This window comes from Rhizobium esperanzae (assembly GCF_002204185.1).
Classification (GTDB): Bacteria; Pseudomonadota; Alphaproteobacteria; order Rhizobiales; family Rhizobiaceae; genus Rhizobium; species Rhizobium esperanzae.
The window spans coordinates 246,303-268,458 of record NZ_MXPU01000003.1 but is presented as its reverse complement, the minus strand read 5'-3'; the positions used below and the strand labels follow the sequence as shown (position 1 = coordinate 268,458).

General features: G+C 61.5%; 19 protein-coding genes. 13 read left to right on the top strand and 6 right to left on the bottom strand.

The annotated features are described in order from the left end of the window. Nucleotides 1-79 precede the first annotated feature (79 nt). Nucleotides 80-952 carry a MurR/RpiR family transcriptional regulator gene (locus B5E41_RS05640; RefSeq protein WP_088391749.1) on the bottom strand — a complete coding sequence of 291 codons (873 nt, stop codon included), beginning with the start codon at nucleotides 950-952 and terminating at the stop codon, nucleotides 80-82. Nucleotides 953-1,129: 177 nt separating this feature from the next. Here B5E41_RS05640 and B5E41_RS05635 point away from each other — a divergent pair, with 177 nt between their 5' ends. The 6 genes from B5E41_RS05635 to B5E41_RS05610 all read left to right on the top strand — a co-directional run bounded on the left by B5E41_RS05635 (nucleotide 1,130) and on the right by B5E41_RS05610 (nucleotide 8,761). Then, nucleotides 1,130-1,900, top strand: a complete 771-nt coding sequence (locus B5E41_RS05635) for an N-formylglutamate amidohydrolase (RefSeq protein WP_088391747.1) — start codon at nucleotides 1,130-1,132, stop codon at nucleotides 1,898-1,900. A 117-nt stretch (nucleotides 1,901-2,017) separates the two neighbouring features. Continuing rightward, the gene (locus B5E41_RS05630; RefSeq protein ID WP_088391745.1) at nucleotides 2,018-3,580 is read left to right on the top strand and encodes an amino acid permease; all 1,563 of its coding nucleotides are present in this window, start codon (nucleotides 2,018-2,020) and stop codon (nucleotides 3,578-3,580) included. A gap of 147 nt (nucleotides 3,581-3,727) precedes the next feature. After that, a complete protein-coding gene (locus B5E41_RS05625) occupies nucleotides 3,728-5,095 on the top strand; it encodes a glutamine synthetase family protein (RefSeq protein ID WP_088391743.1) in 1,368 nt (455 codons plus the stop codon). 205 nt (nucleotides 5,096-5,300) lie between these two features. Next, complete coding sequence (locus tag B5E41_RS05620; protein WP_088391741.1) at nucleotides 5,301-6,686, top strand: aldehyde dehydrogenase family protein; 1,386 nt, start codon at nucleotides 5,301-5,303, stop codon at nucleotides 6,684-6,686. Next, on the top strand, nucleotides 6,683-7,834 hold the full coding sequence (locus B5E41_RS05615) for an iron-containing alcohol dehydrogenase (RefSeq protein WP_088391739.1): 1,152 nt from the start codon (nucleotides 6,683-6,685) through the stop codon (nucleotides 7,832-7,834). Before B5E41_RS05620 ends, B5E41_RS05615 begins: the two co-directional genes overlap by 4 nt. Before the next feature lie 228 nt (nucleotides 7,835-8,062). Then, nucleotides 8,063-8,761: a ParA family protein gene (locus B5E41_RS05610; protein ID WP_085860059.1), complete on the top strand. Its 699-nt coding sequence runs from the start codon at nucleotides 8,063-8,065 to the stop codon at nucleotides 8,759-8,761. Between the two features lie 75 nt (nucleotides 8,762-8,836). Here the strand turns inward: B5E41_RS05610 and B5E41_RS05605 are convergent, their stop codons facing one another. Further along, entirely contained in the window at nucleotides 8,837-10,237 is a 1,401-nt protein-coding gene (locus B5E41_RS05605; protein ID WP_088391737.1) for a L,D-transpeptidase, read from the bottom strand. Nucleotides 10,238-10,492: 255 nt separating this feature from the next. Here B5E41_RS05605 and B5E41_RS05600 point away from each other — a divergent pair, with 255 nt between their 5' ends. From B5E41_RS05600 to B5E41_RS05590, 3 genes are all read left to right on the top strand, one after another. Next, nucleotides 10,493-11,332, top strand: coding sequence for a DUF4432 family protein (locus B5E41_RS05600; protein ID WP_088391735.1), 840 nt, complete (start codon nucleotides 10,493-10,495; stop codon nucleotides 11,330-11,332). Between the two features lie 72 nt (nucleotides 11,333-11,404). Then, nucleotides 11,405-11,743 carry a protein tyrosine phosphatase family protein gene (locus tag B5E41_RS05595; protein WP_064803860.1) on the top strand — a complete coding sequence of 113 codons (339 nt, stop codon included), beginning with the start codon at nucleotides 11,405-11,407 and terminating at the stop codon, nucleotides 11,741-11,743. A gap of 72 nt (nucleotides 11,744-11,815) precedes the next feature. Further along, nucleotides 11,816-12,160: a RidA family protein gene (locus B5E41_RS05590; RefSeq protein ID WP_010066925.1), complete on the top strand. Its 345-nt coding sequence runs from the start codon at nucleotides 11,816-11,818 to the stop codon at nucleotides 12,158-12,160. A 40-nt stretch (nucleotides 12,161-12,200) separates the two neighbouring features. On the opposite strand, the gene B5E41_RS05585 is transcribed toward B5E41_RS05590, so the two are convergent. The 4 genes from B5E41_RS05585 to B5E41_RS05570 are packed head-to-tail and all read right to left on the bottom strand — an operon-like array spanning nucleotide 12,201 to nucleotide 16,996. Next, the gene (locus B5E41_RS05585; RefSeq protein ID WP_088391733.1) at nucleotides 12,201-13,859 is read right to left on the bottom strand and encodes a thiamine pyrophosphate-binding protein; all 1,659 of its coding nucleotides are present in this window, start codon (nucleotides 13,857-13,859) and stop codon (nucleotides 12,201-12,203) included. Then, nucleotides 13,856-15,058, bottom strand: a complete 1,203-nt coding sequence (caiB, locus tag B5E41_RS05580; protein ID WP_088391731.1) for a succinate--glutarate CoA-transferase — start codon at nucleotides 15,056-15,058, stop codon at nucleotides 13,856-13,858. The genes B5E41_RS05585 and caiB overlap by 4 nt, the downstream gene beginning before the upstream one ends. 17 nt (nucleotides 15,059-15,075) lie before the next feature. Next, nucleotides 15,076-16,032: a DMT family transporter gene (locus tag B5E41_RS05575; protein WP_088391729.1), complete on the bottom strand. Its 957-nt coding sequence runs from the start codon at nucleotides 16,030-16,032 to the stop codon at nucleotides 15,076-15,078. A 34-nt stretch (nucleotides 16,033-16,066) separates the two neighbouring features. After that, a complete protein-coding gene (locus B5E41_RS05570) occupies nucleotides 16,067-16,996 on the bottom strand; it encodes an alpha/beta fold hydrolase (protein ID WP_088391727.1) in 930 nt (309 codons plus the stop codon). 249 nt (nucleotides 16,997-17,245) lie between these two features. Here B5E41_RS05570 and B5E41_RS05565 point away from each other — a divergent pair, with 249 nt between their 5' ends. The 4 genes from B5E41_RS05565 (at nucleotide 17,246) to metF (ending at nucleotide 21,827) form a co-directional block, all read left to right on the top strand. Further along, nucleotides 17,246-17,986 carry a ribonuclease T2 family protein gene (locus B5E41_RS05565; protein ID WP_088391725.1) on the top strand — a complete coding sequence of 247 codons (741 nt, stop codon included), beginning with the start codon at nucleotides 17,246-17,248 and terminating at the stop codon, nucleotides 17,984-17,986. Nucleotides 17,987-18,084: 98 nt separating this feature from the next. Then, on the top strand, nucleotides 18,085-19,734 hold the full coding sequence (gene ettA / locus B5E41_RS05560; RefSeq protein ID WP_011426118.1) for an energy-dependent translational throttle protein EttA: 1,650 nt from the start codon (nucleotides 18,085-18,087) through the stop codon (nucleotides 19,732-19,734). Between the two features lie 163 nt (nucleotides 19,735-19,897). After that, the gene (locus B5E41_RS05555) at nucleotides 19,898-20,923 is read left to right on the top strand and encodes an ArsR/SmtB family transcription factor (protein WP_064811733.1); all 1,026 of its coding nucleotides are present in this window, start codon (nucleotides 19,898-19,900) and stop codon (nucleotides 20,921-20,923) included. Between the two features lies 1 nt (nucleotide 20,924). Next, nucleotides 20,925-21,827, top strand: a complete 903-nt coding sequence (gene metF, locus B5E41_RS05550; protein ID WP_020921810.1) for a methylenetetrahydrofolate reductase [NAD(P)H] — start codon at nucleotides 20,925-20,927, stop codon at nucleotides 21,825-21,827. Nucleotides 21,828-22,156: the final 329 nt, after the last annotated feature.

Sequence of the window (22,156 nt, the reverse complement as noted above, 5' to 3'; positions counted from 1 at the left end):
ACAGATGTTCCATTTGCGACAGCGCGGTCTGTATCCGCAAAAACCCGCCATTGTTTTTCTCCCTCTTGGTCTTGTCCTCCTAACCCGGTTTACGGAAGAGTTTGGTCTGCTCGAACAGACCCTCCAGTGTCTTCATGCGTTCCTTTGTCTCGTCCCAGGTCGAATTCTGGACGGCTTCGATCAGCGCCTCGACAATGAACAGGGTAACGACGGATGAATCCCAGGCCGACGGTGCCTCGATCCGGACGCGGAAAGCGTGGCGGGCGAGTTTGGCGGCCGGTGAGCCCCATTGGTCGGTGAAGACAACAATTTCGGCGCCGCGCTTGCGGGCGGCGGTGGCAAGGCTGACCATTTCCTGCTCGTAGCGGCGAATGTCGAAGATGATCAGAATATCGCCGGCATTCATGTTGAGGACATATTGCGGCCAGCTGCTGGAATTCGACGACAGCAGGGTCGTCGCCGACCGGATCACTTGCATATGCGTGAAGAAATATTCGGCAAGCGCGCCGGTGATGCGGCCGCCGACGAAGTAGAGGCCGCGCTTGCGGTCGGAAAGCAGTGAGGCGACGCTGTCGAAGGTCGCGGTGTCGAGATCGGTCAGCGTCTGGCGCAGATTGCCCATGATGGCATCGGCGAAGCGGTTGAGGATATGGGTGCCCGGCGCGTTCTGCGCCCAGCGGTCGTGCTTTGTAATGGGATTGGAGATCGTCGCCTCGACCTCCAGATGCAGGTGCGCCTGAAAATCAGGATAGCCCTTGAAGCCGAGCTTCTGCACCATCCGCACGACGGTGGGCGTGGAAACGCCGGCGTTCTCTGCGATCGTAGTGATGCTGCCGAGGCCGGAAACCGGATAGTTGTCGAGGAGGCTTTCCGCCAACTGCTTCTCGGCACGCGTCAACACGCCGAGATGCGAATGTATGACGTCCGAAACCGTCTTCGACGCAGTGGTCACGTGACTTTGCTCCCCGGGAGTGGTCTGGCGCCACTCTCCCAACCAAAGTTAACAACGCTGTCATAATCCATGTCAACCACTGTCATGAAAAGAAATTTTCAGAGGATGCTTGACAGTCGCCAAAAGCTGAAGAATTCTTTTCTTTAAAGCTTTTATTAAGGGATAGGAGTGGCGCCTTTGGTGCTGGCCCAGCCGAACATCCTCAGCGAAGCCGACGGCGACTGCGTCGGGATCGAGCGCATCGAAGGCCATAGCCCGGTATTGCTCGTCTGCGAGCACGCCTCGAAAACGCTTCCTGCCCGCTTCGGCGATCTCGGCCTGCCCAGCGAAGCGCTGTCGAGCCATATCGCCTGGGATCCGGGCGCGCTCGCCGTTGCCCGCGGCATATCGCAAGCAGTCGACGCGACGCTCGTCTACCAGCGCTTCTCCCGGCTCATCTACGACTGCAACCGGCCGCCCAGTTCACCGAGCGCCATGCCGGAGACCAGCGAGATCTATGCCATACCCGGCAACAAGGATTTGAGCGCCGAAGAACGCCTGGCGCGCACCGATTCGCTTTACGTGCCTTTCCATGATGCCATCCGCGGACTGATCCGCGATCGGCGGGCGAGGGGGCAGGATACCGTCATCGTGACGATGCACAGCTTCACGCCGGTCTATCACGGCCGGCAACGCGCCGTCGAACTCGGCATATTGCATGATGAGGACAGCCGGCTCGCCGACCGCATGCTGGATGCCGCGGCCGATGCGCCGCTTTACAGGATTGAACGCAACCAGCCTTACGGACCCGAGGATGGCGTGACCCACACGCTGATCCTGCACGGGCTTTCGAACGGCCTGCGCAATGTGATGATCGAGGTCCGCAACGACCTCATCACAGACGATGGCGGCCAAAGGGTCATGGCCGATTATCTGACAGGACTTCTCCAGCACAGCCTGGAAGCCTGATAAAAAAAGACCCGAGGGAGCAGTTTATCTGCGGACGTCCGCACGGCGAAAATGCCGCGGACAATTGGCACTGGACCGGCCCGCAATTCCGCGGCCGGTCGTGAACAGGGGGAAGTCATGTCGGACTATACCGAACTGGACAAGAAGCAGGATGTGCACATCCTGCATTCGATGGGCTATGCCCAAGAACTCGAACGGCGAATGAGTTCATTCTCGAATTTCGCCGTATCATTCTCCATCATCTGCATTCTCTCCGGCGGCATCAATTCGCTGGCCCAGGCGACCTCTGGCGCTGGCGGCGCGGCGATCGGTATCGGCTGGCCCGTGGGATGCTTCATCTCGCTCGTTTTCGCCGTCGCCATGGCGCAGATCAGCTCCGCCTATCCGACGGCCGGCGGCCTCTATCACTGGGGCTCGATCCTCGGCAACCGCTTCACCGGTTGGCTGACGGCCTGGTTCAATCTGCTCGGTCTCGTCACCGTTCTCGGCGCCATCAACGTCGGTACCTATTACTTCTTCATGGGCTCCTTCGGCACCACGTATCTCGGGCTGACGGACACGATCACGGTGCGGATCATTTTCCTCGTCATAATTACCGGCGCGCAGGCGCTGGTAAACCACATGGGGATTGGCTTGACCGCGAAGCTCACGGACTTCTCGGGTTATCTGATCTTCGCAACCTCGATCGCGCTGGCGGCTGTCTGCCTTCTTTCGGCGCCTTCCTATGAGTTCGGCCGCCTCTTCACTTTCGCCAACTATTCCGGCGAAGTCGGCGGTAGCGTCTGGCCGTCGACCTCGGGGGCCTGGGTCTTTCTTCTCGGCCTGCTGCTGCCGATCTACACCATCACCGGCTATGACGCCTCGGCGCATACATCGGAGGAGACGGTCAAGGCTGCCCATTCGGTTCCGCGCGGCATGGTCGCCTCGGTCCTGTGGTCGGCGCTATTCGGCTACATCATGCTGTGCGCCTTCGTCCTCATGCTGCCGAACATGGACGACGCGGCCAAACAGGGCTGGAACGTGTTCTTCTGGGCGATGGACAGCCAGGTGAACCCCGTTGTCAAGGATATCCTCTATCTTGCGATCTTCGTCAGCCAGTGGCTGTGCGGCCTTGCGACCGTCACCTCGGTCTCCCGCATGATCTTCGCCTTCTCGCGTGACGGCGGCCTACCGGCCTCCAAGGCGCTGTCGAGGGTCAGCCCGCAATACCGCACTCCGGTGGCCGCGATCTGGACGGGATCGATCCTGTCGGTGTTGTTCGTTTGGTTCACCTCACTCGACTTCGTGAAAATCGGCGATACGCCGGTTTACACGATCGTGGTGTCGTGCACGGTCATCTTCCTGTTCTTCTCCTTTGCGATTCCGATCACGCTCGGCCTCTTCGCCTGGGGTACGTCCAAGTGGGACAAGATGGGTCCGTGGAATCTCGGCGAAGGCCTCTTCAAGCTCTTTGCCGTGCTCTCGATCATCGCGATGGTCCTGATCTTCGTTCTCGGAGTCCAGCCGCCGAACGGTGCTGCGCTTTACGTTACCGTCGGGTTCCTCTTGCTGACGGCGATCGTCTGGTTCGGCTTCGAGAGCCGGCGCTTCAAGGGGCCGCCGATCGGCGCCGAAGTGGCGAAGCGCCAGGCCGAAATCGCGGCGGCAGAAGCGGCCGTCGGCGAAAGCGGCGAACGTTAAGCATCGAGGCTTCCTTCTCAAATGGCGGGGCCGCTCCTGCGGCCCCATCACCGGTTCAACGAAAAGGCATCGGGGCGCCAAACCAGGCCGAGCGCATGCGATTTCGTTGCCCCGATTTTTTCAATCCCAATTTCAGGCGGATCACTCATGAGCAGCAGCTACACAATCGACGACCTCAGGAAGGATGTTGCCGAAGGGCGCATCGATACGGTTCTGGCCTGCCAGGTGGACATGCAGGGCCGGCTGATGGGCAAGCGTTTCCAAGCCGAATATTTCGTCGAGAGCGCCTGGAAGGAAACGCACAGCTGCAACTATCTGCAAGCGACTGACATGGAAATGGAGACCGTCTCCGGCTATAAGGCGACGAGCTGGGAGAAGGGCTACGGCGATTATACGATGAAGCCGGATCTGGCGACGCTGCGCCGCATTCCCTGGCTGGAGGGCACCGCGCTCGTGCTCTGCGATGTACTCGACCATCACACGCATGAGGAGGTCGCCCATTCGCCGCGGGCGATCCTGAAGAAGCAGGTGAAGCGCCTCGAAGATATGGGCATGAAGGCCTATATGGCTTCCGAGCTCGAATTCTTCCTGTTCGATCAGAGCTATGAGGCGGCACATGCTTCGGGCTACCGCAACCTCAAGCTCGCTAGCGCCTATAACGAGGACTACCACATCTTCCAGACCACCAAGGAGGAAGAGGTGATGCGGGCGATCCGCACCGGGCTGCAGGGCGCCGGCATTCCGGTCGAGAACTCCAAGGGCGAGGCTTCCGCCGGCCAGGAAGAGATCAACGTGCGCTATGCCGATGCGCTCGCCATGGCCGACCGGCATGCGATCATCAAGAACGGCTGCAAGGAGATCGCCTGGTCGAAGGGCAAGGCCATCACTTTCCTGGCCAAATGGAATTACAACGCCGCTGGCAGTTCCTCGCATATCCACCAGTCGCTCTGGAGCCTGGAGGAAAAGCCGCTGTTCTTCGACCATACCGGCAAATACGGCATGTCGCCGCTGATGCACAATTACGTTGCCGGACTTCTCGCCCATGCGAGCGAAATCACCTATTTCCTGGCGCCCTACATCAACTCCTACAAGCGCTTCATGGCCGGCACCTTCGCGCCGACCAAGGCGATCTGGAGCAAGGACAACCGCACCGCCGGCTACCGGCTCTGCGGCGAGGAGACCAAGGGGATCCGCATCGAATGCCGTGTCGGCGGCTCCGATCTCAATCCCTATCTCGCCTTCGCTGCGCTGCTTGCCGCCGGTATCGACGGGATCGAGAACAAGCTGGAGCTCGAAGCCCCCTTCGTCGGTGACGCCTATGGCGGCAAGGACATTCGCGAAATCCCGCGCACGCTGCGCGCAGCAACGACTGCAATGACGGAATCGGCGATGTTGCGCAAAGCCTTCGGCGACGACGTCATCGACCATTACACCCGTGCTGCCGAATGGGAGCAGGAAGAATACGACCGCCGCATCACCGATTGGGAAGTGGCGCGGGGGTTCGAAAGAGCTTAATACGGATTTCGGGGGCTGCTTGCCCATCACCCTAACCCTCTCCCTGTTCTGACGGGGAGAGGGGACGTGCCCTGCGAGACGGGCGAGGAACGGACAGGTCGCGGCCATCCCCCTTCGCCCCGCGGGCGGGGAGAAGGTGCCGGCAGGCGGATAAGGGGCTGCGGCCTCACTCAATTTTTGATGAATACGAGGACGGAAATCGATCATGGCAATGATCCAATGCATTTCACCGGTCGACGGATCGGTTTACGCGGAGCGCGCAGCACTTTCGCTTGATGCCGCCAAAGACGTGGTGGCGCGCGCCCGCAAGGCGCAGAAGGCCTGGGCGAGACGACCGCTTGAAGAGCGTGTTCAGCTTGTCCTGAAGGGTGCTGCACGGCTGAACGAGATGTCCGATGTCGTCGTGCCGGAGCTTGCCTGGCAGATGGGCCGGCCAATCAAGTACGGCGGCGAGTACAAGGGCTTCAACGAGCGCTCCAACTATGTCGCCTCGATCGCAGCGGATGCGCTGGCGCCTGTTGTCGTCGAGGAGAGCGAGCGTTTCGAGCGCCGCATCGAGCGCGAAGCGCATGGCGTCGTCTTCGTCGTCGCGCCCTGGAACTATCCCTATATGACGGCGATCAACACGATCGCACCGGCATTGATGGCCGGCAATACGGTGGTGCTGAAACACGCTTCGCAGACGCTGCTCGTCGGCGAACGGCTGGTGCAGGCCTTTATCGAGGCCGGCGTTCCCGAGGATGTCTTCCAGAACGTTTTCCTCGATCATGAGACCACGTCGGCGCTGATTGCCGCCGGTAGCTTCAATTTCGTCAACTTCACCGGATCGGTCGAAGGCGGCCGCTCGATGGAGCGGGCCGCTGCCGGCACCTTCACCGGGCTCGGCCTCGAACTCGGCGGCAAGGATCCGGGTTATGTGATGGAAGACGCCGATCTCGATGCGGCCGTCGATACGCTGATGGACGGCGCGACCTATAATTCCGGCCAGTGCTGCTGCGGCATCGAGCGCATCTATGTGCATGAATCGCTCTACGATGCCTTCGTCGAGAAATCAGTCGCCTGGGTGTCGAACTACAAGCTCGGCAATCCGCTCGATCCCGAGACTTCGCTCGGGCCGATGGCGAACAAGCGTTTCGCCAAGGTCGTGCGCGAGCAGATTGCCGATGCGGTCGCCAAGGGCGCCAAGGCGCTTGTCGATCCCAAGCTTTTCCCTCAGGACGACGGCGGCGCCTATCTCGCCCCGCAAGTCCTCATCGATGTCGACCATTCCATGTCCTTCATGCGTGAGGAGACTTTCGGTCCGGCGGTCGGCATCATGAAGGTGAAGGGCGACGAGGAAGCACTCGCTTTGATGAACGACAGCCAGTATGGGCTGACCGCCTCGCTCTGGACCAAGGATGCCGAGCGGGCGGCGCGGCTTGGCCGGGAGATCGAAACCGGCACCGTCTTTATGAACCGCGCGGATTATCTCGATCCGGCGCTCTGCTGGACCGGCGTCAAGGAGACCGGTCGCGGCGGCTCGCTGTCGATTATCGGCTTCCAGAATCTGACGCGTCCAAAATCCTTCCACCTGAAGAAAGTCACCGCATGAGCAGCAATATCACCGCAAACTGGAGCTATCCGACATCCGTCAAGCTCGGCCGGGGCCGCATCAAGGAACTGGCGGACGCCTGCAAGAGCCTCGGCATCAAAAAGCCGCTGCTCGTCACCGACCGTGGCCTCGCCTCGATGGCGATCACGAAGACCGCGCTCGATATTCTCGAAGATGCCGGCCTCGGCCGGGCGATCTTCGCTGACGTCGACCCGAATCCGAACGAGAAGAACCTCGATGCCGGCGTCAAGGCCTTCAAGGACGGTGGCCACGACGGCGTCGTCGCCTTCGGCGGCGGCTCGGGCCTCGATCTCGGCAAGTGCGTTGCGTTCATGGCCGGCCAGACGCGGCCGGTCTGGGACTTTGAGGATATCGGCGACTGGTGGACGCGTGCGAGCCTCGAAGGCATCGCTCCGATCGTCGCCGTGCCGACGACGGCGGGAACTGGCTCGGAAGTCGGGCGCGCCAGCGTCATCACCAATTCCGTCACCCATGTGAAGAAGATCATCTTCCATCCGAAGTTCCTGCCCGGCGTCGTCATTTCCGACCCGGAACTGACGGTCGGCATGCCGAAAATCATTACCGCCGGAACCGGTATGGATGCTTTCGCCCACTGCCTGGAAGCCTATTCCTCGCCCTTCTATCACCCGATGTCGGCCGGCATCGCGCTCGAAGGCATGCGCCTCGTCAAGGAATTCCTGCCGCGTGCCTATAAGGAAGGGACGGATCTCGAAGCCCGCGCCAACATGATGGCCGCCGCCGCCATGGGCGCCGTCGCCTTCCAGAAGGGGCTCGGCGCCATCCATGCGCTGTCGCATCCAATCGGCGCGGTCTACAACACCCATCACGGCATGACCAATGCGGTTGTCATGCCGGCGGTGCTGCGCTTCAACCGCGCTGTCATCGAGGAGAAGATCGGCCGGGCGGCCGCCTATCTCGGCATTTCGGGCGGGTTCGACGGCTTCTACGATTATGTGCTGAAGCTGCGTTCCGATCTCGGCGTGCCGGATACGCTGACGGCGATGGGAATCGCCCCCGACCGCATCGACGAATTGTCGGCCATGGCGATCGAGGATCCGAGTGCTGGCGGCAACCCGGTGCCGATGACGCTCGAAAATACCAAGGCACTTTTCAGGGACTGTTTCTGATAAGATCAGCGGACCTGCAGATTGGCCCGGAAAGCTCTTGCTTTCCGGGCCTTCTTGTCTTGGGGGCATCTTGAATTTTAGGGATGTGAAAAATGCCCGCTGCAATTTCACCGCGCGCGTTTAGGATTTGTTAACCATGATTGGAAAGGATGGCTTAACCGCACGATGCTCCGACGGTGCGCAAAAGAGCGATGCCGGCTCGCGCCATTTTCCCTTCGAGGACCGAACATGCCTGTCATCACTTTCGCAAACACCAAGGGCGGCGCCGGCAAGACGACCGCTGTTCTCCTGCTCGCGACCGAGCTTGCCCGTCAGGGCTATCGCGTGACCATTCTGGATGCCGATCCGCAGCATTGGATTTCACGCTGGCACGAGATATCAGGGCACGTACCCAATATTTCGGTGATCGATTTCGTGACGACCGCCTCGCTGCCTCAGCATATCAGCGAGAACAAGCATAATACCGACTATTTCATCGTCGACCTGCCGGGCGCGCGCAATCCGCTGCTTGCCACCGCCGTCGGCCTTTCCGACCACGTGCTGATCCCGATCCAGGGTTGTGCCATGGATGCGCGCGGCGGCGCGCAGGTGCTCGAACTGCTGCAATATCTGGACGAGAAGGCAGGCATAAAGATCGGCCATTCGGTGGTGCTGACCCGCGTCAATTCGATGGTGACGACCCGGGCGCTGCAGCTCGTCAAGTCGCTGCTCAGCGAGCGGCACGTGCCGGTGCTGGACACGGCGATCATCGAACGTTCGGCCTTCCGCGACATCTTCGACTGTGGCGGCACGCTGCAGACCATGGACCCCACGCGGGTCAGCAATCTCGATAAGGCGCGTGAGAACGCCACCTGTTTCGCCGAGGAAATCATGCGCAAGGTGCCTGTCCGGTTGACAGCCTCGGCCCGCATGGCGACGGCTGCCTGAATAACCAAGCATGGAACAGAAAGGCCGTCGGAGCGATCCGGCGGCCTTATCGTTTATGATCAGTCTGGCTTTGGCTCAGTCGACGAATTCGACCGTCACACCGGGCTTGACCATTTTCGCAAGCTCGGTCGCATCCCAGTTGGTCAGGCGGATGCAGCCGTGGCTCTGGGTGCGGCCGATCTTGGAGGGCTCCGGCGTGCCGTGGATGCCGTAGGTCGGCCTGGAAAGCGCCATCCAGACGGTGCCGACCGGGCCGTTCGGGCCTGGGGGAATGTTGAGGATCTTGTCGTTGGCGCCCTGCTGAAAGTTGATCTTCGGGTTGTAGGTGTAACCGGGATTGAACGCGACGCGCTCGACCGTCACCGTGCCGGACGGGGAGGGGGTGTCGGTTGAGCCGATCGAAGCGGGGTAGGCGGCGATGAGATTGCCGGCGCCGTCATAGGCGAAAACCTGTTTGCGCCCCTTGTCGGCGATGATGCGGGCGACCTCCCCGGTCTTCGCTTCGCCGGGATTGACGACCTTGATCACCGTGCCGGGAACGCTGAAATCGGCGCCGGGGTTCATTTCCTTGAGGAAGGCCTCGTCCATATGGAAACGCTCGGCCAGCATTTCTGTGGTCGAGGTATAGGCGAGCGACGGCAGCAGCGCCTTATGCGAATAATCTTCAGGGATCTCCGCGACGAAGGGACCAGCGGCATCGGCCGGCGTGATCGTATAGCTGACGACGGGCAGGCCGCCGTTCATGCGCAGCTCTTCCAGAATGGCGTCGGTGTCGTTCGGGTCGAGCTTTGATCCCGTCATCTGGTCGTAAGCATAAATGCCCTTGGTGACGTTCGAGCCCATATGCCCGTCGATGACCCCGGGAGAGATGCCGGCGCGGTCGAGGAAGACCTGCAGCGCGACGATCTCGGGCTTCGACTTGTTCTTCAGCGTGATCACGGGCTCGTCAGGTGCGGCCTTCGGCGCATCGGCGGGCGGGATCTGCTGATCGGGATCGATCGAGGCGTAATCGTCGCCCGATTGCGGATTGCCGATACTGTTGTCATCAGGATAGGGCTCCTCGCCGAGCGGCAGACGCTCGATCGCTGCGTCGCGCGGGATACCGCCGGTGACGGCGCCGCGCTCGGAATAACGCGTATCGCCATAGGAGTTGTCGTCGGCATAGTAGCGATCATTGCCGCCCTGGTCGGCATAAACGTCGCGCGGGCCGGGCCGTGGCGGATAGTAGCCGCGGGCGCGCATTTCGGTGGCGACAACGTTGCCGTAGGCGTCGATCAGCACGCGGTTGCCGCTGCGGTCGCGGGCATAGGCAAAGCCGCGCGGGACATAATCGAGGATTTCGCCGTTCGGCGTGACCAGCACGACATCGCTCTGGCGACGGTCACGAAACTGCTGCGCGCCGGCCTGCGGTGCTGCAGCCGCAACGGCTGCCAGCACGGCCGCAAGCGAAAATGCCGACTTCAAAAAGCGATTCACGTCTCACACCTCGAACAGTGACTGGGCCGACACACACCCGCGAATTTTGACGCTAGTGTGGAATTTATGAAAGCGTGCTGAACAAAATATGAAAATCCCTAAGATTTCCTTTTACTCATAAACGTTTGCATCCTTGTGTCCGTTCCGCAAAATCCACGGTTGCGGCAAAAGCGCAAGAGGAGAACGGCGCGATTGACGAAAGCCAGTGCGAAACCTAACGCTACGGCGGCCGATAAATCCTTGAGGAGACCCGAGATGATCGAATTTGCCGCTGCAGGCGGGCCGCGCCTGATGCTGGACGAAACATCGGTGCTGGATGTCGGTGGATGCATCGTCGACGGCGTGGATATTGCGCCAAAGCGCGCCATTCCGGACGATGGCGATCCGCGAATCGATCACTCGCTCGAAGGTTTCCTCTTCACCTGCGGCCCGGACCATATCCGCCATCGCCAGCCGATCGCCGGCCGGGCCGACGGCAAGGTCTATCCGCTGCACGGATCGGCCTCCGGCCACGCCGCCAAGATCCTGTGGAAGAAATACGAGAATGGCAACGCCGAATGCCGCGCCGATATCGACATCACCACGGTCGAGGGATTACCGCAGCGCATCGAGCGGCTGTGGCGGATCGACGGGGCGACCGGCGAGGTGCGGCTCGAAGACCGGATTATCAATACCAGCGATCAGGTGGTGCCTACCTTCCTGATGTACCATATGAATGTCGGCGGCAAATGGCTGGACGACGGCACGCGGCTCGAAGGCCGGATGCTGGAGAATGGCGGCTTCCCCTGGACATTCGGCGAGGAGCCGGGCGGCATCTTCTGTGTGCCGGCGACGGCAACGGAGGAGGGCTTGGCGGAAGTCCGGCTCGGGCCGATCGCCGCAATCGGCGGCAGGACGCTCAATGTGCGCTTCCGCGCCGATACGCTGCCTTATCTGCAGGTGTGGCGGAACCAGATGACGCCCGCCCATATTCTCGGCATCGAGCCTGTGTCGCATCGCTGGGTCACGCGCGACGAGCTTCAGGCGGCAGGTGAATTCAACATGCTCGCCCCGGGCGAAAGCCGCAGCTATGCGCTGACCTTTGCGTTCCTGTGAGTGAAGTGTTGTTGACGCTTGCGGGCCTCCCGTCGTAGACCATCAGCCCACGATCTTTGAGGAGACAAGACGATGGATATTCGCCAGATCGACGATGAATATTCGGTTTCGGGGCAGATCACGCTTGAGGACCTCGACGAGATCAAGGCGCTGGGTTTCAAATCGATCGTCTGCCATCGCCCCGATCATGAAAGCCCCGACCAGACATCATTCTCCGTCATCGAGGCGCGTGCCAAAGAGCTCGGACTCGATATCGCCCATGTCCCGGTTGGACCGATGGGCGTGACCGAAGAGGCGGTGCAGGGCATGGTCGATGCGCTGGACGAATTCCCGCGGCCAATGCTCGGCTACTGCCGCTCGGGCGCGCGGTCGACGGCGATCTACCAGAAAACCCACCATATCCGCAATTGAGCGTCGTATTGGGCGCTGATTTTCAGGCGCTGCTCCGCAGCGCCGCCACTTCCATTCACTCAGGAGACGATAATGAGCATTAAGCGTATCGACGTCGGCGCACGCATGAGCGGCGCCGTCATTCACGGCAACACGGTCTACCTCGCAGGCCAGGTGGGCGAGGGCGAAAGCGTCACCGATCAGTGCAAGTCTGCGCTTGCGGAGGTTGACCGTCTGCTTGCAGCGTCCGGCAGCAACAAATCCAAGATCCTGCAGACCCTCGTCTATCTTTCCGACATTGCTTATTTCGGCGAGATGAACGCAGCCTGGGAAGCCTGGATCGATCCGGCCAATCCGCCGGCACGCGCCACCAGCGAAGCCAAGCTCGCCGCGCCGAAATACAAGGTCGAGTTCATCGTCACGGCTGCGCTCGACTAAGGTCGCCGCAGTTCCGTCTCTCAAGGCCGGTGGGGCGACCCTACCGGCTTTTTGTTTGCGCGATTTCGGACAGCGTGCGCGTCGGTGTGATCGCTTCCGGGTCGAGTTTGACCTCAATGATCGCCGGTTTTCCGCTTGCGCGCGCGCGCTCGACGGCGGGAGCGAATTCCTCCGTGCTTTCCACCGTCTCGCCGTGGCCGCGATAGGCGCGGGCAAGAGCGGCGAAATCGGGATTGGTCAAATCGGTGTTGCTGACGCGGCCGGGATATTCGCGCTCCTGATGCATGCGAATCGTGCCGTACATGCCGTTGTTGACGACGATCGCGATGATCGGCAGGCCATAGCGGATGGCGGTGGCGAACTCCTGGCCGTGCATCAGGAAACAGCCGTCGCCGGCAAAACAGATGACTTCGCGCTCGGGAAAGAGCCGCTTGGCGGCCACCGCCGCCGGCAGGCCGTAGCCCATCGAGCCGGATGTTGGGGCGGCCTGGGTGTTGAAGCGACGGAAGCGATGGAAGCGGTGCAGCCACGTGGCGTAGTTGCCGGCGCCATTGGTGAAGATCGTCTCCGGCCCGGTATTGGCTTCCAGCCATTCCATGATCGGGCCCATGTGAACGGCGCCCGGTCCCGTTGCCGGCGGCTTCGACCAGGAAAGATAGGCCTGGTGCATGCGCTGTGTGCGCTCCGTCCAGTGCGGCTCGGCCGGGGCTTCGAGATCGGCGAGTGCGGCGACGAAATCGGAAGGAGCGGCGCAGATGGCGAGGTCCGGGCGGTAGACGCGTCCCAGTTCGGAAGGATCGGGATAGACATGCACCAGAGATTGCTGGGGGTAGGGGATACCGATCAGCGTATAGGACGAGGACGGCATTTCCGACATGCGGCCGCCCAGAAGGATCAGCAGGTCGCTTTCCTTTATTTCCTTGGCGAGTACAGGATTAATGCCGATGCCGACATCGCCGGCGTAACAGGGATGGAGATGATCGAAGAGCATCTGCCTGCGGAAGGAGCAACCGACCGGCAATTGGAAACGCTCGGCGAAGCTTGCAAAATCGGCGACGGCATCGGCGTCCCAGCGCGTGCCGCCGAGGATTACCATCGGCCGCTCGGCCTTCAGCAGTCTTATATAGAAATCGTCGATCTGGCTGCGGCCGGGATGCGCCTCGACGCTCGTGTAACGCTTGGCGCGGGGCGCTTCGACTTCGTCGCGCAGCATATCCTCCGGCAGCGTCAGCACCACGGGGCCGGGACGGCCGGAGGTTGCGACCGCAAAGGCGCGGGTGACGAATTCGGGAATGCGGGCGGCATCGTCGATCTCGCCCACCCATTTCGCGAATTCGGTGAAGGCGCGGCGGAATTCGACCTCCTGGAAGGCCTCGCGCTCGCGGGCTTCGCGTTGCACCTGACCGATGAAGAGGATCATCGGGATCGAGTCCTGTCTTGATATATGCAGGCCGGCTGAAGCATTGGTGGCGCCGGGGCCGCGGGTCACCATGCAGATGCCTGGCTCGCCGGTCAGTCTGCCCCAGCAATCCGCCATCATCGCTGCTCCGCCCTCCTGGCGGCAGACGAGGACGTCGATGTCGCTATCGCGCAGGGCATCGAGGACCGCAAGAAAGCTCTCGCCTGGCACGCAGGAGAGGCGCTTGACGCCATTGGCCTTCAGCGCCTCGACGACCAGTTCCCCACCGGTCTTCTTCATGACGATGCCTCCCTCTCGCGCTCGGCGAGCTCCGCCAGAATTTCTTCCCTGTGTTCGTCGAGACGCGGGCTCGGCCTGACGTAATGCAGCGGCGTCTCGGACAGCACCACAGGCGTCCTGACCCCCGGGATGAGCGTGCCTGCGGCATCCGCAAGGTCGATGCGCAGACCGCGGGCGCGCACCTGCGGATCGGCGAACATTTCCTCGATCGTATTGATCGCACCGGCAGGGACTCCGTTCTGTTCGCAGGCCTTCAACAGATCCGCTTTCGGCCATTTCAGCGTCTCGGTCGAAACGAGCCGACGCAGTTCGGCCCGATTGCCGACGCGGGCCCTGTTGGTGGCGAAACGTTCGTCGCCGGCGACGGTGTCAAGACCGAGGATGCCGCAGAGGCGAGCGAACTGGCCGTCATTGCCGACGGCAAGAATGAGGTAGCCGTCGGCCGCCGGTACGACCTCATAGGGCGAGATATTCGGATGGGCGTTGCCGAGCCGCGTCGGTGCAGTGCCGGAGACGAGGTAGTTCATATTCTGATTGGCGAGCACGGCCGATTGCACGTCGAGCAGCGCCATGTCGACGAGCTGGCCTTCGCCGGTTTTCAAAGCATGGATCAGGGCCGCCTCGATCGCCGCGACGGCATAGATGCCGGTGAAGATGTCGGCGATCGCCACCCCTGCTTTCATCGGCTGGCCGTCCGGCTCGCCTGTTATCGACATGAAGCCGGACATGCCCTGGACGATGTAATCATAGCCGGCGAGGCTGGCATAGGGGCCGGTCTGGCCGAAGCCGGTGATCGAGCAATAGACAAGCTTCGGGTTCAGCCTACGCAGGCTGTCGTAATCGAGCCCGTATTTGACGAGCCCGCCGAGCTTGAAGTTCTCGATCACCACGTCAGCTGTGGATACCAGGCGGCGGACGAGATCCTGGCCTTCAGGGCTTTTCAGATCGGCGGCAATGGAGCGTTTGCCGCGATTGGCAGCGTGGTAATAGGCGGCCGAGAGGTTTTCGCCGTCGGCACCTTCGACGAAGGGCGGGCCCCATTGGCGCGTATCGTCGCCGCCGTCGGGATTTTCGACCTTGATGACATCGGCACCGAGATCGGCGAGCATCTGTCCCGCCCAGGGGCCGGCCAGCACGCGGGCAAGCTCGATCACCCGGATGCCGGCAAGCGGCGGCTTTTTCGTCGCGGTCTCGGTCATGTTCCTCCCGTCGGTGTTTACGGCGCCAGCGTCACCTCAGATGTATCGGATACGGGCTTTGAAGCAAAGCGGCGCTCGCGCCAAAGGATGTAGATCCCGGAGGCGATGATGATCATGATGCCGAGCCATTTGATCGCATCCGGAAAATCGCCGAAAACAAGCCAGGCGAAGATCGTCGCCGAGACGATTTCGAAATATTGCAGCGGCGCGAGCGTCGAAGCCGGTGCGGCGCGATAGGCGTAGACGCCGAAGATGCCCGCTATCGCGGCCATGGCGCCGACGCCGGCGACATAGAACCAGGCGCTGCCTGCGGGCATGACGGGATCGAAGATATCGGAGCCGCTGCCATCACCGGCAAAAAGCAGGACGGCGCAGAAGATCAGGCCCCAGATGCCCATTTGAAACTGCATTGCCCAGGGATCTTCCTTGTGCGACAGGACGCGGGTCATCAGCACGAAAATGGCGATGCAGAGCGCGGTGAGGACAGGCAGGAGCGCGACGTAGCCGACTTCGTTGAAACTCGGCTGGATGATCAGCAACGCTCCGAAGAAGCCGACGCCGCAGGCGATGTAGCGCCGCCAGCCGATCGTCTCCTTCAGGAAAATGCCGCCGAGGATCGTCACGATGATCGGCTCGACGAAGAAGATCGCGATCGCGTCGGCGACCGCCATGTATTTCAGCGTGGTGACGAAGGAAATCATCGAGATGGTGATGATCAGGCCGCGGATGGCATGGAACAGGCTCTGGCGCCAGGAGAAATCGGCAAAGCTGCGCCGCCATAACACGATCGGCAGCATGCAGAGCGCTTGCACGACGAAGCGGCCGGCGGTGACCTCGGCGGAGGGCACGGTGACGACGGCAAGCTTGGCGAAGATGTCGATGAGCGGCGAGAACATCACCGAAAGGAACATCAGCGCAAGCCCCATCGTCACGTCGGAGGGGGATGAAACGGACCGGGTGGAGGTGCTGCTCATGGTGGGATTCTCGTCATCCGGGGATTTGGGCCGTTCAGCGCTTGCCGACCGCGCCGTCACACCAGTCCGCGAAGGCGGCAATGGCCGCCTCTGCGCGGGTCTCATTCAGCGTTTCGTGCCGCATGTCCTGATATATCTCAGTGCTGATACGGGAGAAGCCCTGGCGTTTCAAATGGTTTGACAGCCAGAGCACGGCTTTTCCACGCTCGGTCGCCGGATCTTGCGCGCCGCCGACCAGATGGATCGGCAGGTCGCGCCGCAGCCGGTCGAGATGGACCTTTTGCAGCGCGCGAAAGGTCAGTTCGAAGACATCGAGCCAGAGTGAAACCGAGGCGTCGAAGCCGCAAAGAGGGTCGGCGACATATCTGTCGACTTCGCCGGGCATATGCGACAGCCAGTCGAACTCCGTGCGGCGGTTGGAAATGGACCGGCCCCAGGCGGCGAAAGTGAGTTTCGGCAGGAGGCCGCTCGGCAAGTCCGATCCTTTCAGCATGCGTTCGGCGATAAGGATCGCCTGGGCGGCGCGGCCGGCAAGACCGACGGCGAAATTAGAATTCCAGACGGCGACTGCGTCGAAGTCGGCCGGAGCGGTGATGGCGGCGTTGAGCGCGATGAGACCGCCCATCGAATGGCCGAAGAGGATGACCTTCAGGTCGGGATGGCGCGAGGCCGCCTGAGCGCGCATGGCAATGATGTCGCCGATCACCCGTTCGACGCCATCCCGCTGCGCGAAGCGGCCGATCGGGGCGTCGGGCGCCGTCGTCTCGCCATGGCCGCGATGATCATGGGCATAGACATGATAGCCGCGCGCCGCCATCGCCTCGGCAAAGTGGCCGTATCGCTTCGAGTGCTCGGCCAGGCCATGCGATATCAACAGGATGCCGCGTGCCGGGTGGGTGGCCTCGGCATGGTGATAGGCCAGAGACGCTTCCGCTATGGCGAGCCTTCGCGTATCAGAAAACATCCGGATCCTCCCTGCTGCAGCAGAGCAGATCGCTACTGCATAATTCCTTAACGCGGAATCGATTTTATGCTGCAACTATAAGTGCGATAGCGTCCTCGCCTAACCCTCAACAGCGAGATGCCCGGAACTGTCGTCGGTTTCCGGTGATGTGCAATCGATAACAAATTGCAAAGTTGTTGCGATTCAGGGTTGCTGCCGTTTACTCTTTGTGCTTATCTGTTCCTGCATTGTTCTTCTTTGGGGGTTGAAATGAGCAGCATGCAGTTGCGTACCTTGACGTTCACCGCGTCGATGATCCTTGCCGGCGCTGCCATGGCGCAGGAAGCCGATGGCCGTACCCGTTTCATTCTTGCTGCGAGCTGGCAGCCCGCCTTCTGCCAGACGAACCAGAAGAAGCCCGAATGCGCTAGCCAGACCGGCGAGCGCCATGACGCGACGAATTTTTCGCTGCACGGCCTGTGGCCGATGCGGCAGGATTATTGCGGCGTCAGCGACGACCAGAAGGCTGCCGACAAGGACGGCAAATGGGATACATTGCCTGATGTCGTGCTATCGGCCGAGACGCAGGCGTCGCTTGCAAAGGCGATGCCCGGCACGCAGTCCGGCCTCGAGCGGCACGAATGGACAAAGCATGGCACCTGCACGAAAATGAGCGCGGAAGACTATTTCGCCGTCGGCGTCCATCTCGTGGGTGCGCTCAACGCATCGGCTGTGCGCGACCTCTTCGCCGCCAATATCGGCAAGACGGTCAAGTCCGATGCGATCAAGGCGGCTTTCGACAAAAGCTTCGGGCCGGGTGCGGGCGAGCGCGTTAAGATGAGCTGCCGGCGAGCCGGCAATGTCAGGGTGATCAGCGAGTTGACGATCGGCCTGTCTGCCGATGCGGGAGCGGCATCGGCAAAAAGCGCGGGCCTTGGCGATCTGATCCAGGGGGCGGGAAAAACCTCGTTCGGCTGTGACGAGGGCGTTGTCGATGCCGCGGGCTTCTGACCGGAATCCGGCGTAAACCGGGTTTCGGCGTTGCCCACAGGCGCTGTTTCGCCTACATAGCGGCACGAAACGAAGTTTCCCGCCCGGAGCAGCGCAGCATGGCACGTCAATTCATCTATCATATGTCCGGCCTCAACAAGGCCTATGGCAACAAGAAGATCCTGGAGAACATCCACCTTTCCTTCTACCCGGATGCCAAGATTGGCATCCTCGGACCGAACGGGGCCGGTAAATCCACTGTGCTGCGCATCATCGCGGGCCAGGACAAGGAGTATACCGGCGAAGCCTGGCTCGCCGAGGGTGCCACGGTCGGCTATCTCGAGCAGGAGCCGAAACTCGACCCCACCAAGACGGTTTTCGAGAACGTCATGGAAGGTGTTGCCGCGAAGACGGCGATCGTCGATCGTTATAACGAATTGATGATGAACTATTCGGACGAGACCGCAGAAGAGGGGGCGAAGCTCCAGGACATCATCGACAGCCAGAACCTCTGGGATCTGGAAAGTCAGGTCGAGATGGCGATGGAAGCCCTGCGCTGCCCGCCGCGCGATGCCGAAGTCACCAGCCTGTCCGGCGGTGAGCGCCGCCGCATCGCACTCTGCCGCCTGCTGCTCTCGCAGCCGGATTTGCTGCTGCTCGACGAGCCGACCAACCATCTGGATGCCGAAACCATCGCCTGGCTCGAAAAGCATCTGCGCGACTATCCCGGCGCCGTGATGATGATTACCCACGACCGCTACTTCCTGGACAACGTCACCGGCTGGATTCTCGAACTCGATCGCGGCCGCGGCATCCCTTACGAAGGCAACTACTCCGCCTATCTACAGGCCAAGGCCAAGCGCATGCTGCAGGAAAACCGCGAAGAGGCATCGCGCCAGAAGGCGATCAGCCGCGAGCAGGAATGGATTGCTTCCAGCCCGAAGGCTCGCCAGGCCAAGTCGAAGGCGCGTATCAAGTCCTACGAGCAGTTGGTGGAGGCGGCCGAGAAGCAGCGTCCCGGCGACGCGCAGATCATCATCCCGGTGAGCGAACGGCTCGGCCAGGTGGTCATCGAGTTGGAAGGCATCACCAAGGGCTTCGAGGGTCGCACGCTGATCAACGACCTGTCGATCAAGCTGCCGCCGGGCGGCATCGTCGGCATCATCGGCCCGAACGGCGCCGGCAAGACGACCTTGTTCAAGATGATCACCGGCCAGGAAAAGCCGGATAGCGGCTCGATCCGTATCGGCGAGACCGTGCATCTCGGTTATGTCGACCAGAGCCGCGACGCGCTGGCCGCCGACAAGACGGTCTGGGAGGAAATCTCCGGCGGGGCCGAAATCATCAAGCTCGGCAAGTTCGACATGAACTCGCGTGCCTATTGCGGCGCCTTCAACTTCAAGGGCGGCGATCAGCAGCAGAAGGTCGGCAATCTCTCGGGTGGTCAGCGCAACCGTGTGCACCTCGCCAAGATGCTGAAGGCTGGTGGCAACGTTCTGCTGCTCGACGAACCCACCAACGACCTCGATACGGAAACGCTCGGCGCTCTCGAAAACGCGCTCGAGAATTTCGCCGGCTGCGCCATCATCATCAGCCACGACCGCATGTTCCTCGACCGTCTGGCCACGCATATCCTGGCTTTCGAAGGCGAGGGCCATGTCGAGTGGTTCGAAGGCAATTTCGAGGATTACGAGCAGGACAAGATCCGCCGCCTCGGCCCGGATGCGCTGAACCCGGGCAGCCAGGCCCATAAGCGCCTGACACGCTGATCCTGCTTCATTTCTGCTTGCGAAAGCCCCGGTTCGGCCGGGGCTTTTTCATGTCAGAGCCTGTCGCAATTTGCGCAGGCAATTTCGCGAACAGTGTGAATTGCCGCTTGCCACCGCTTTTCAAATCACATAAAGATATCTTTATATCTTGATTGGGTCAATGATGAGCGAACCTTTGAAGCTGGGACTGGATGGGTTGGTGGACGTCTTGAAGGCGGCCGGCGAGCCCACGCGTCTGCGCCTTCTGGCGCTTCTCGACGGTGGCGATCTAACGGTGACCGATCTTACCGAAATTCTCGGTCAATCCCAGCCGCGCATCTCCCGCCACCTGAAGCTGCTCGGCGAGGCCGAACTGATCGAACGCTACCAAGAAGGCGCCTGGGCCTATTTCCGCCTCAAGCAGGACGGCAAGGCGGCCATGCTCGTGCGGGCGCTGCTGAAACATGTCTCCGAGAATGATCCGACCATCCTTCGCGATGGCGAACGGCTTTCGCAGGTCAAGCGCCAGCGGGCCGAGCGGGCGCAGGCCTATTTCAGCCGCAACGCCGCGGAGTGGGACGAGCTTCGCCGCCTGCACGCGGCTGATGAGGAGGTCGACGCCGCCGTCATCCGCCTGCTCGGCAACCAGCCGATCGATTCGCTGCTCGATCTCGGCACCGGCACCGGCCGCATCCTCGAACTCCTGTCCGGGCTCTATCGCCGCGCTATTGGTGTCGACGCCAGCCGCGACATGCTGAGCGTGGCGCGCGCTAATCTCGACAAGTCGCGTATCACCAAGGCGACGGTGCGCCACGCCGATATCCTCAACCTGCCGTTCGAGGGCCAGGATTTCGACCTGGTGACGATTCATCAGGTGCTGCATTTCTTCGACCAGCCGGAGATTGCGATCGCGGAGGCGGCGCGCATGCTGCGGCCGGGCGGGCGGCTCGTGGTCATCGACCTCGCGCCGCACACGCTCGAATATCTTCGTGACGAACATGCCCATGTCCGTCTCGGCTTTTCGCACCAGGCGATGTCCGACTGGCTGCGCAAGGCCGGGCTCGACGTCGAGCAGGTCGTCGATCTTCATCCGGGTCAGCAGGGCGGGCAGGGGTTGACGGTCACCGTCTGGCTCGCGCGCGATCCGAGGCGCCTCATGGCTTCGCAACTAAGCGAAGGCGCCGAACCTACAATTGCCGGGAGAGTATGACATGGCTTTGAAAAACGAAGGACGCGGGCGCAACTTCGGAATCTCCTTCGAATTCTTTCCGCCTAAATCGGAAGAAATGGAAGGGCAGCTCTGGGATACCGTCGCTAAGCTGCAGGATTGGGACCCGGATTTCGTGTCGGTGACCTATGGCGCCGGCGGCACCACCAAGGCGCCGACGCTTTCGGCGGTGACGCGCTTCCTGTCGCAGACGCCGCTTGCCACCGCCTCGCACCTGACCTGCGTCGGTGCGACGAAGGAGGAAACGCATCAAATGATCGATACGTTTCGCAAGGTCGGCGTAAAGCATTTCGTGGCGTTGCGCGGTGATGCGCCTGGCGGCGTCGGCGCGCCCTATCAGCCGCATCCCGGCGGTTACGCCAATGCTGCGGAACTGGTGGCCGGCCTCAAGTCGGTCGGTGATTTCGAGATTTCGGTCTCCGCCTATCCGGAAAAACACCCGGAAAGCCGTGATACGGCCGCCGATATCGAGATGCTGAAGCGCAAGGCGGATAACGGTGCCGACCGGGCGCTGACGCAATTCTTCTTCGACAACGACAATTTCGAGCGCTACCTGGAGCGGGTGCGCGCCGCCGGCATCTCGATTCCGATCGTGCCCGGCATCATGCCGATCCAGAACCTGACGCAGCTGAAGCGTTTCGCCGGCGCCTGCGGCGCGGTCATCCCCGCCTTCCTCGACGAGCGCTTCGCGGGCTTCGACGACAAGCCCGAGGATCGGGCAAAGGTCGCGGCCGAAGTTGCTGCCGAGCAGATCGAGGATCTCGTCCGCCGAGGCATCGGTGATTTCCATCTTTATACGATGAACCGCGCACCGCTGGTTTCCGCGGTGCTCGACAATCTCGGCTACTCCCGCCGGGCGGCAAAGAGTGCGGGCGCCGCCGCTTGATTCTTCCAGACATTCAAAAGTGAAAAAGCGCATGTCGGGCGGGACATGCGCTTTTTCGTTTGGCGGATTGATCAGGGGAGTTTAGGCACTATCAGCGTCACCAGCCCGTCAGCTCAGATAAAGAGCATGGACAGGACGAAAGCAAACGCTGCACTGACCAACAGAACATTCAAGGATTGCGTGAGTCCCATGTCTGTCTCCTCGCGTTAACTGGCCGATATTATGTCTGAAATATGTCGGTTGAAAAGCGGATTTTATGCTGCGCTGCCGAAGCGGCCGGTGGATAAGTCGAATACCGTTTTCACAAGCTGCTGATAAAACGAGATAAT

Excerpts from the sequence above, each read along its gene's own strand:
- B5E41_RS05630 (WP_088391745.1), top strand. The coding sequence starts at position 2,018 with ATGTCGGACTATACCGAACTGGACAAGAAGCAGGATGTGCACATCCTG.
- B5E41_RS05625 (WP_088391743.1), top strand. The coding sequence starts at position 3,728 with ATGAGCAGCAGCTACACAATCGACGACCTCAGGAAGGATGTTGCCGAA.
- B5E41_RS05620 (WP_088391741.1), top strand. The coding sequence starts at position 5,301 with ATGGCAATGATCCAATGCATTTCACCGGTCGACGGATCGGTTTACGCG.
- B5E41_RS05615 (WP_088391739.1), top strand. The coding sequence starts at position 6,683 with ATGAGCAGCAATATCACCGCAAACTGGAGCTATCCGACATCCGTCAAG.
- B5E41_RS05610 (WP_085860059.1), top strand. The coding sequence starts at position 8,063 with ATGCCTGTCATCACTTTCGCAAACACCAAGGGCGGCGCCGGCAAGACG.
- B5E41_RS05600 (WP_088391735.1), top strand. The coding sequence starts at position 10,493 with ATGATCGAATTTGCCGCTGCAGGCGGGCCGCGCCTGATGCTGGACGAA.
- B5E41_RS05595 (WP_064803860.1), top strand. The coding sequence starts at position 11,405 with ATGGATATTCGCCAGATCGACGATGAATATTCGGTTTCGGGGCAGATC.
- B5E41_RS05590 (WP_010066925.1), top strand. The coding sequence starts at position 11,816 with ATGAGCATTAAGCGTATCGACGTCGGCGCACGCATGAGCGGCGCCGTC.
- B5E41_RS05585 (WP_088391733.1), bottom strand. The coding sequence starts at position 13,859 with ATGAAGAAGACCGGTGGGGAACTGGTCGTCGAGGCGCTGAAGGCCAAT.
- caiB (WP_088391731.1), bottom strand. The coding sequence starts at position 15,058 with ATGACCGAGACCGCGACGAAAAAGCCGCCGCTTGCCGGCATCCGGGTG.
- B5E41_RS05575 (WP_088391729.1), bottom strand. The coding sequence starts at position 16,032 with ATGAGCAGCACCTCCACCCGGTCCGTTTCATCCCCCTCCGACGTGACG.
- B5E41_RS05570 (WP_088391727.1), bottom strand. The coding sequence starts at position 16,996 with ATGTTTTCTGATACGCGAAGGCTCGCCATAGCGGAAGCGTCTCTGGCC.
- B5E41_RS05565 (WP_088391725.1), top strand. The coding sequence starts at position 17,246 with ATGAGCAGCATGCAGTTGCGTACCTTGACGTTCACCGCGTCGATGATC.
- ettA (WP_011426118.1), top strand. The coding sequence starts at position 18,085 with ATGGCACGTCAATTCATCTATCATATGTCCGGCCTCAACAAGGCCTAT.
- B5E41_RS05555 (WP_064811733.1), top strand. The coding sequence starts at position 19,898 with ATGAGCGAACCTTTGAAGCTGGGACTGGATGGGTTGGTGGACGTCTTG.
- metF (WP_020921810.1), top strand. The coding sequence starts at position 20,925 with ATGGCTTTGAAAAACGAAGGACGCGGGCGCAACTTCGGAATCTCCTTC.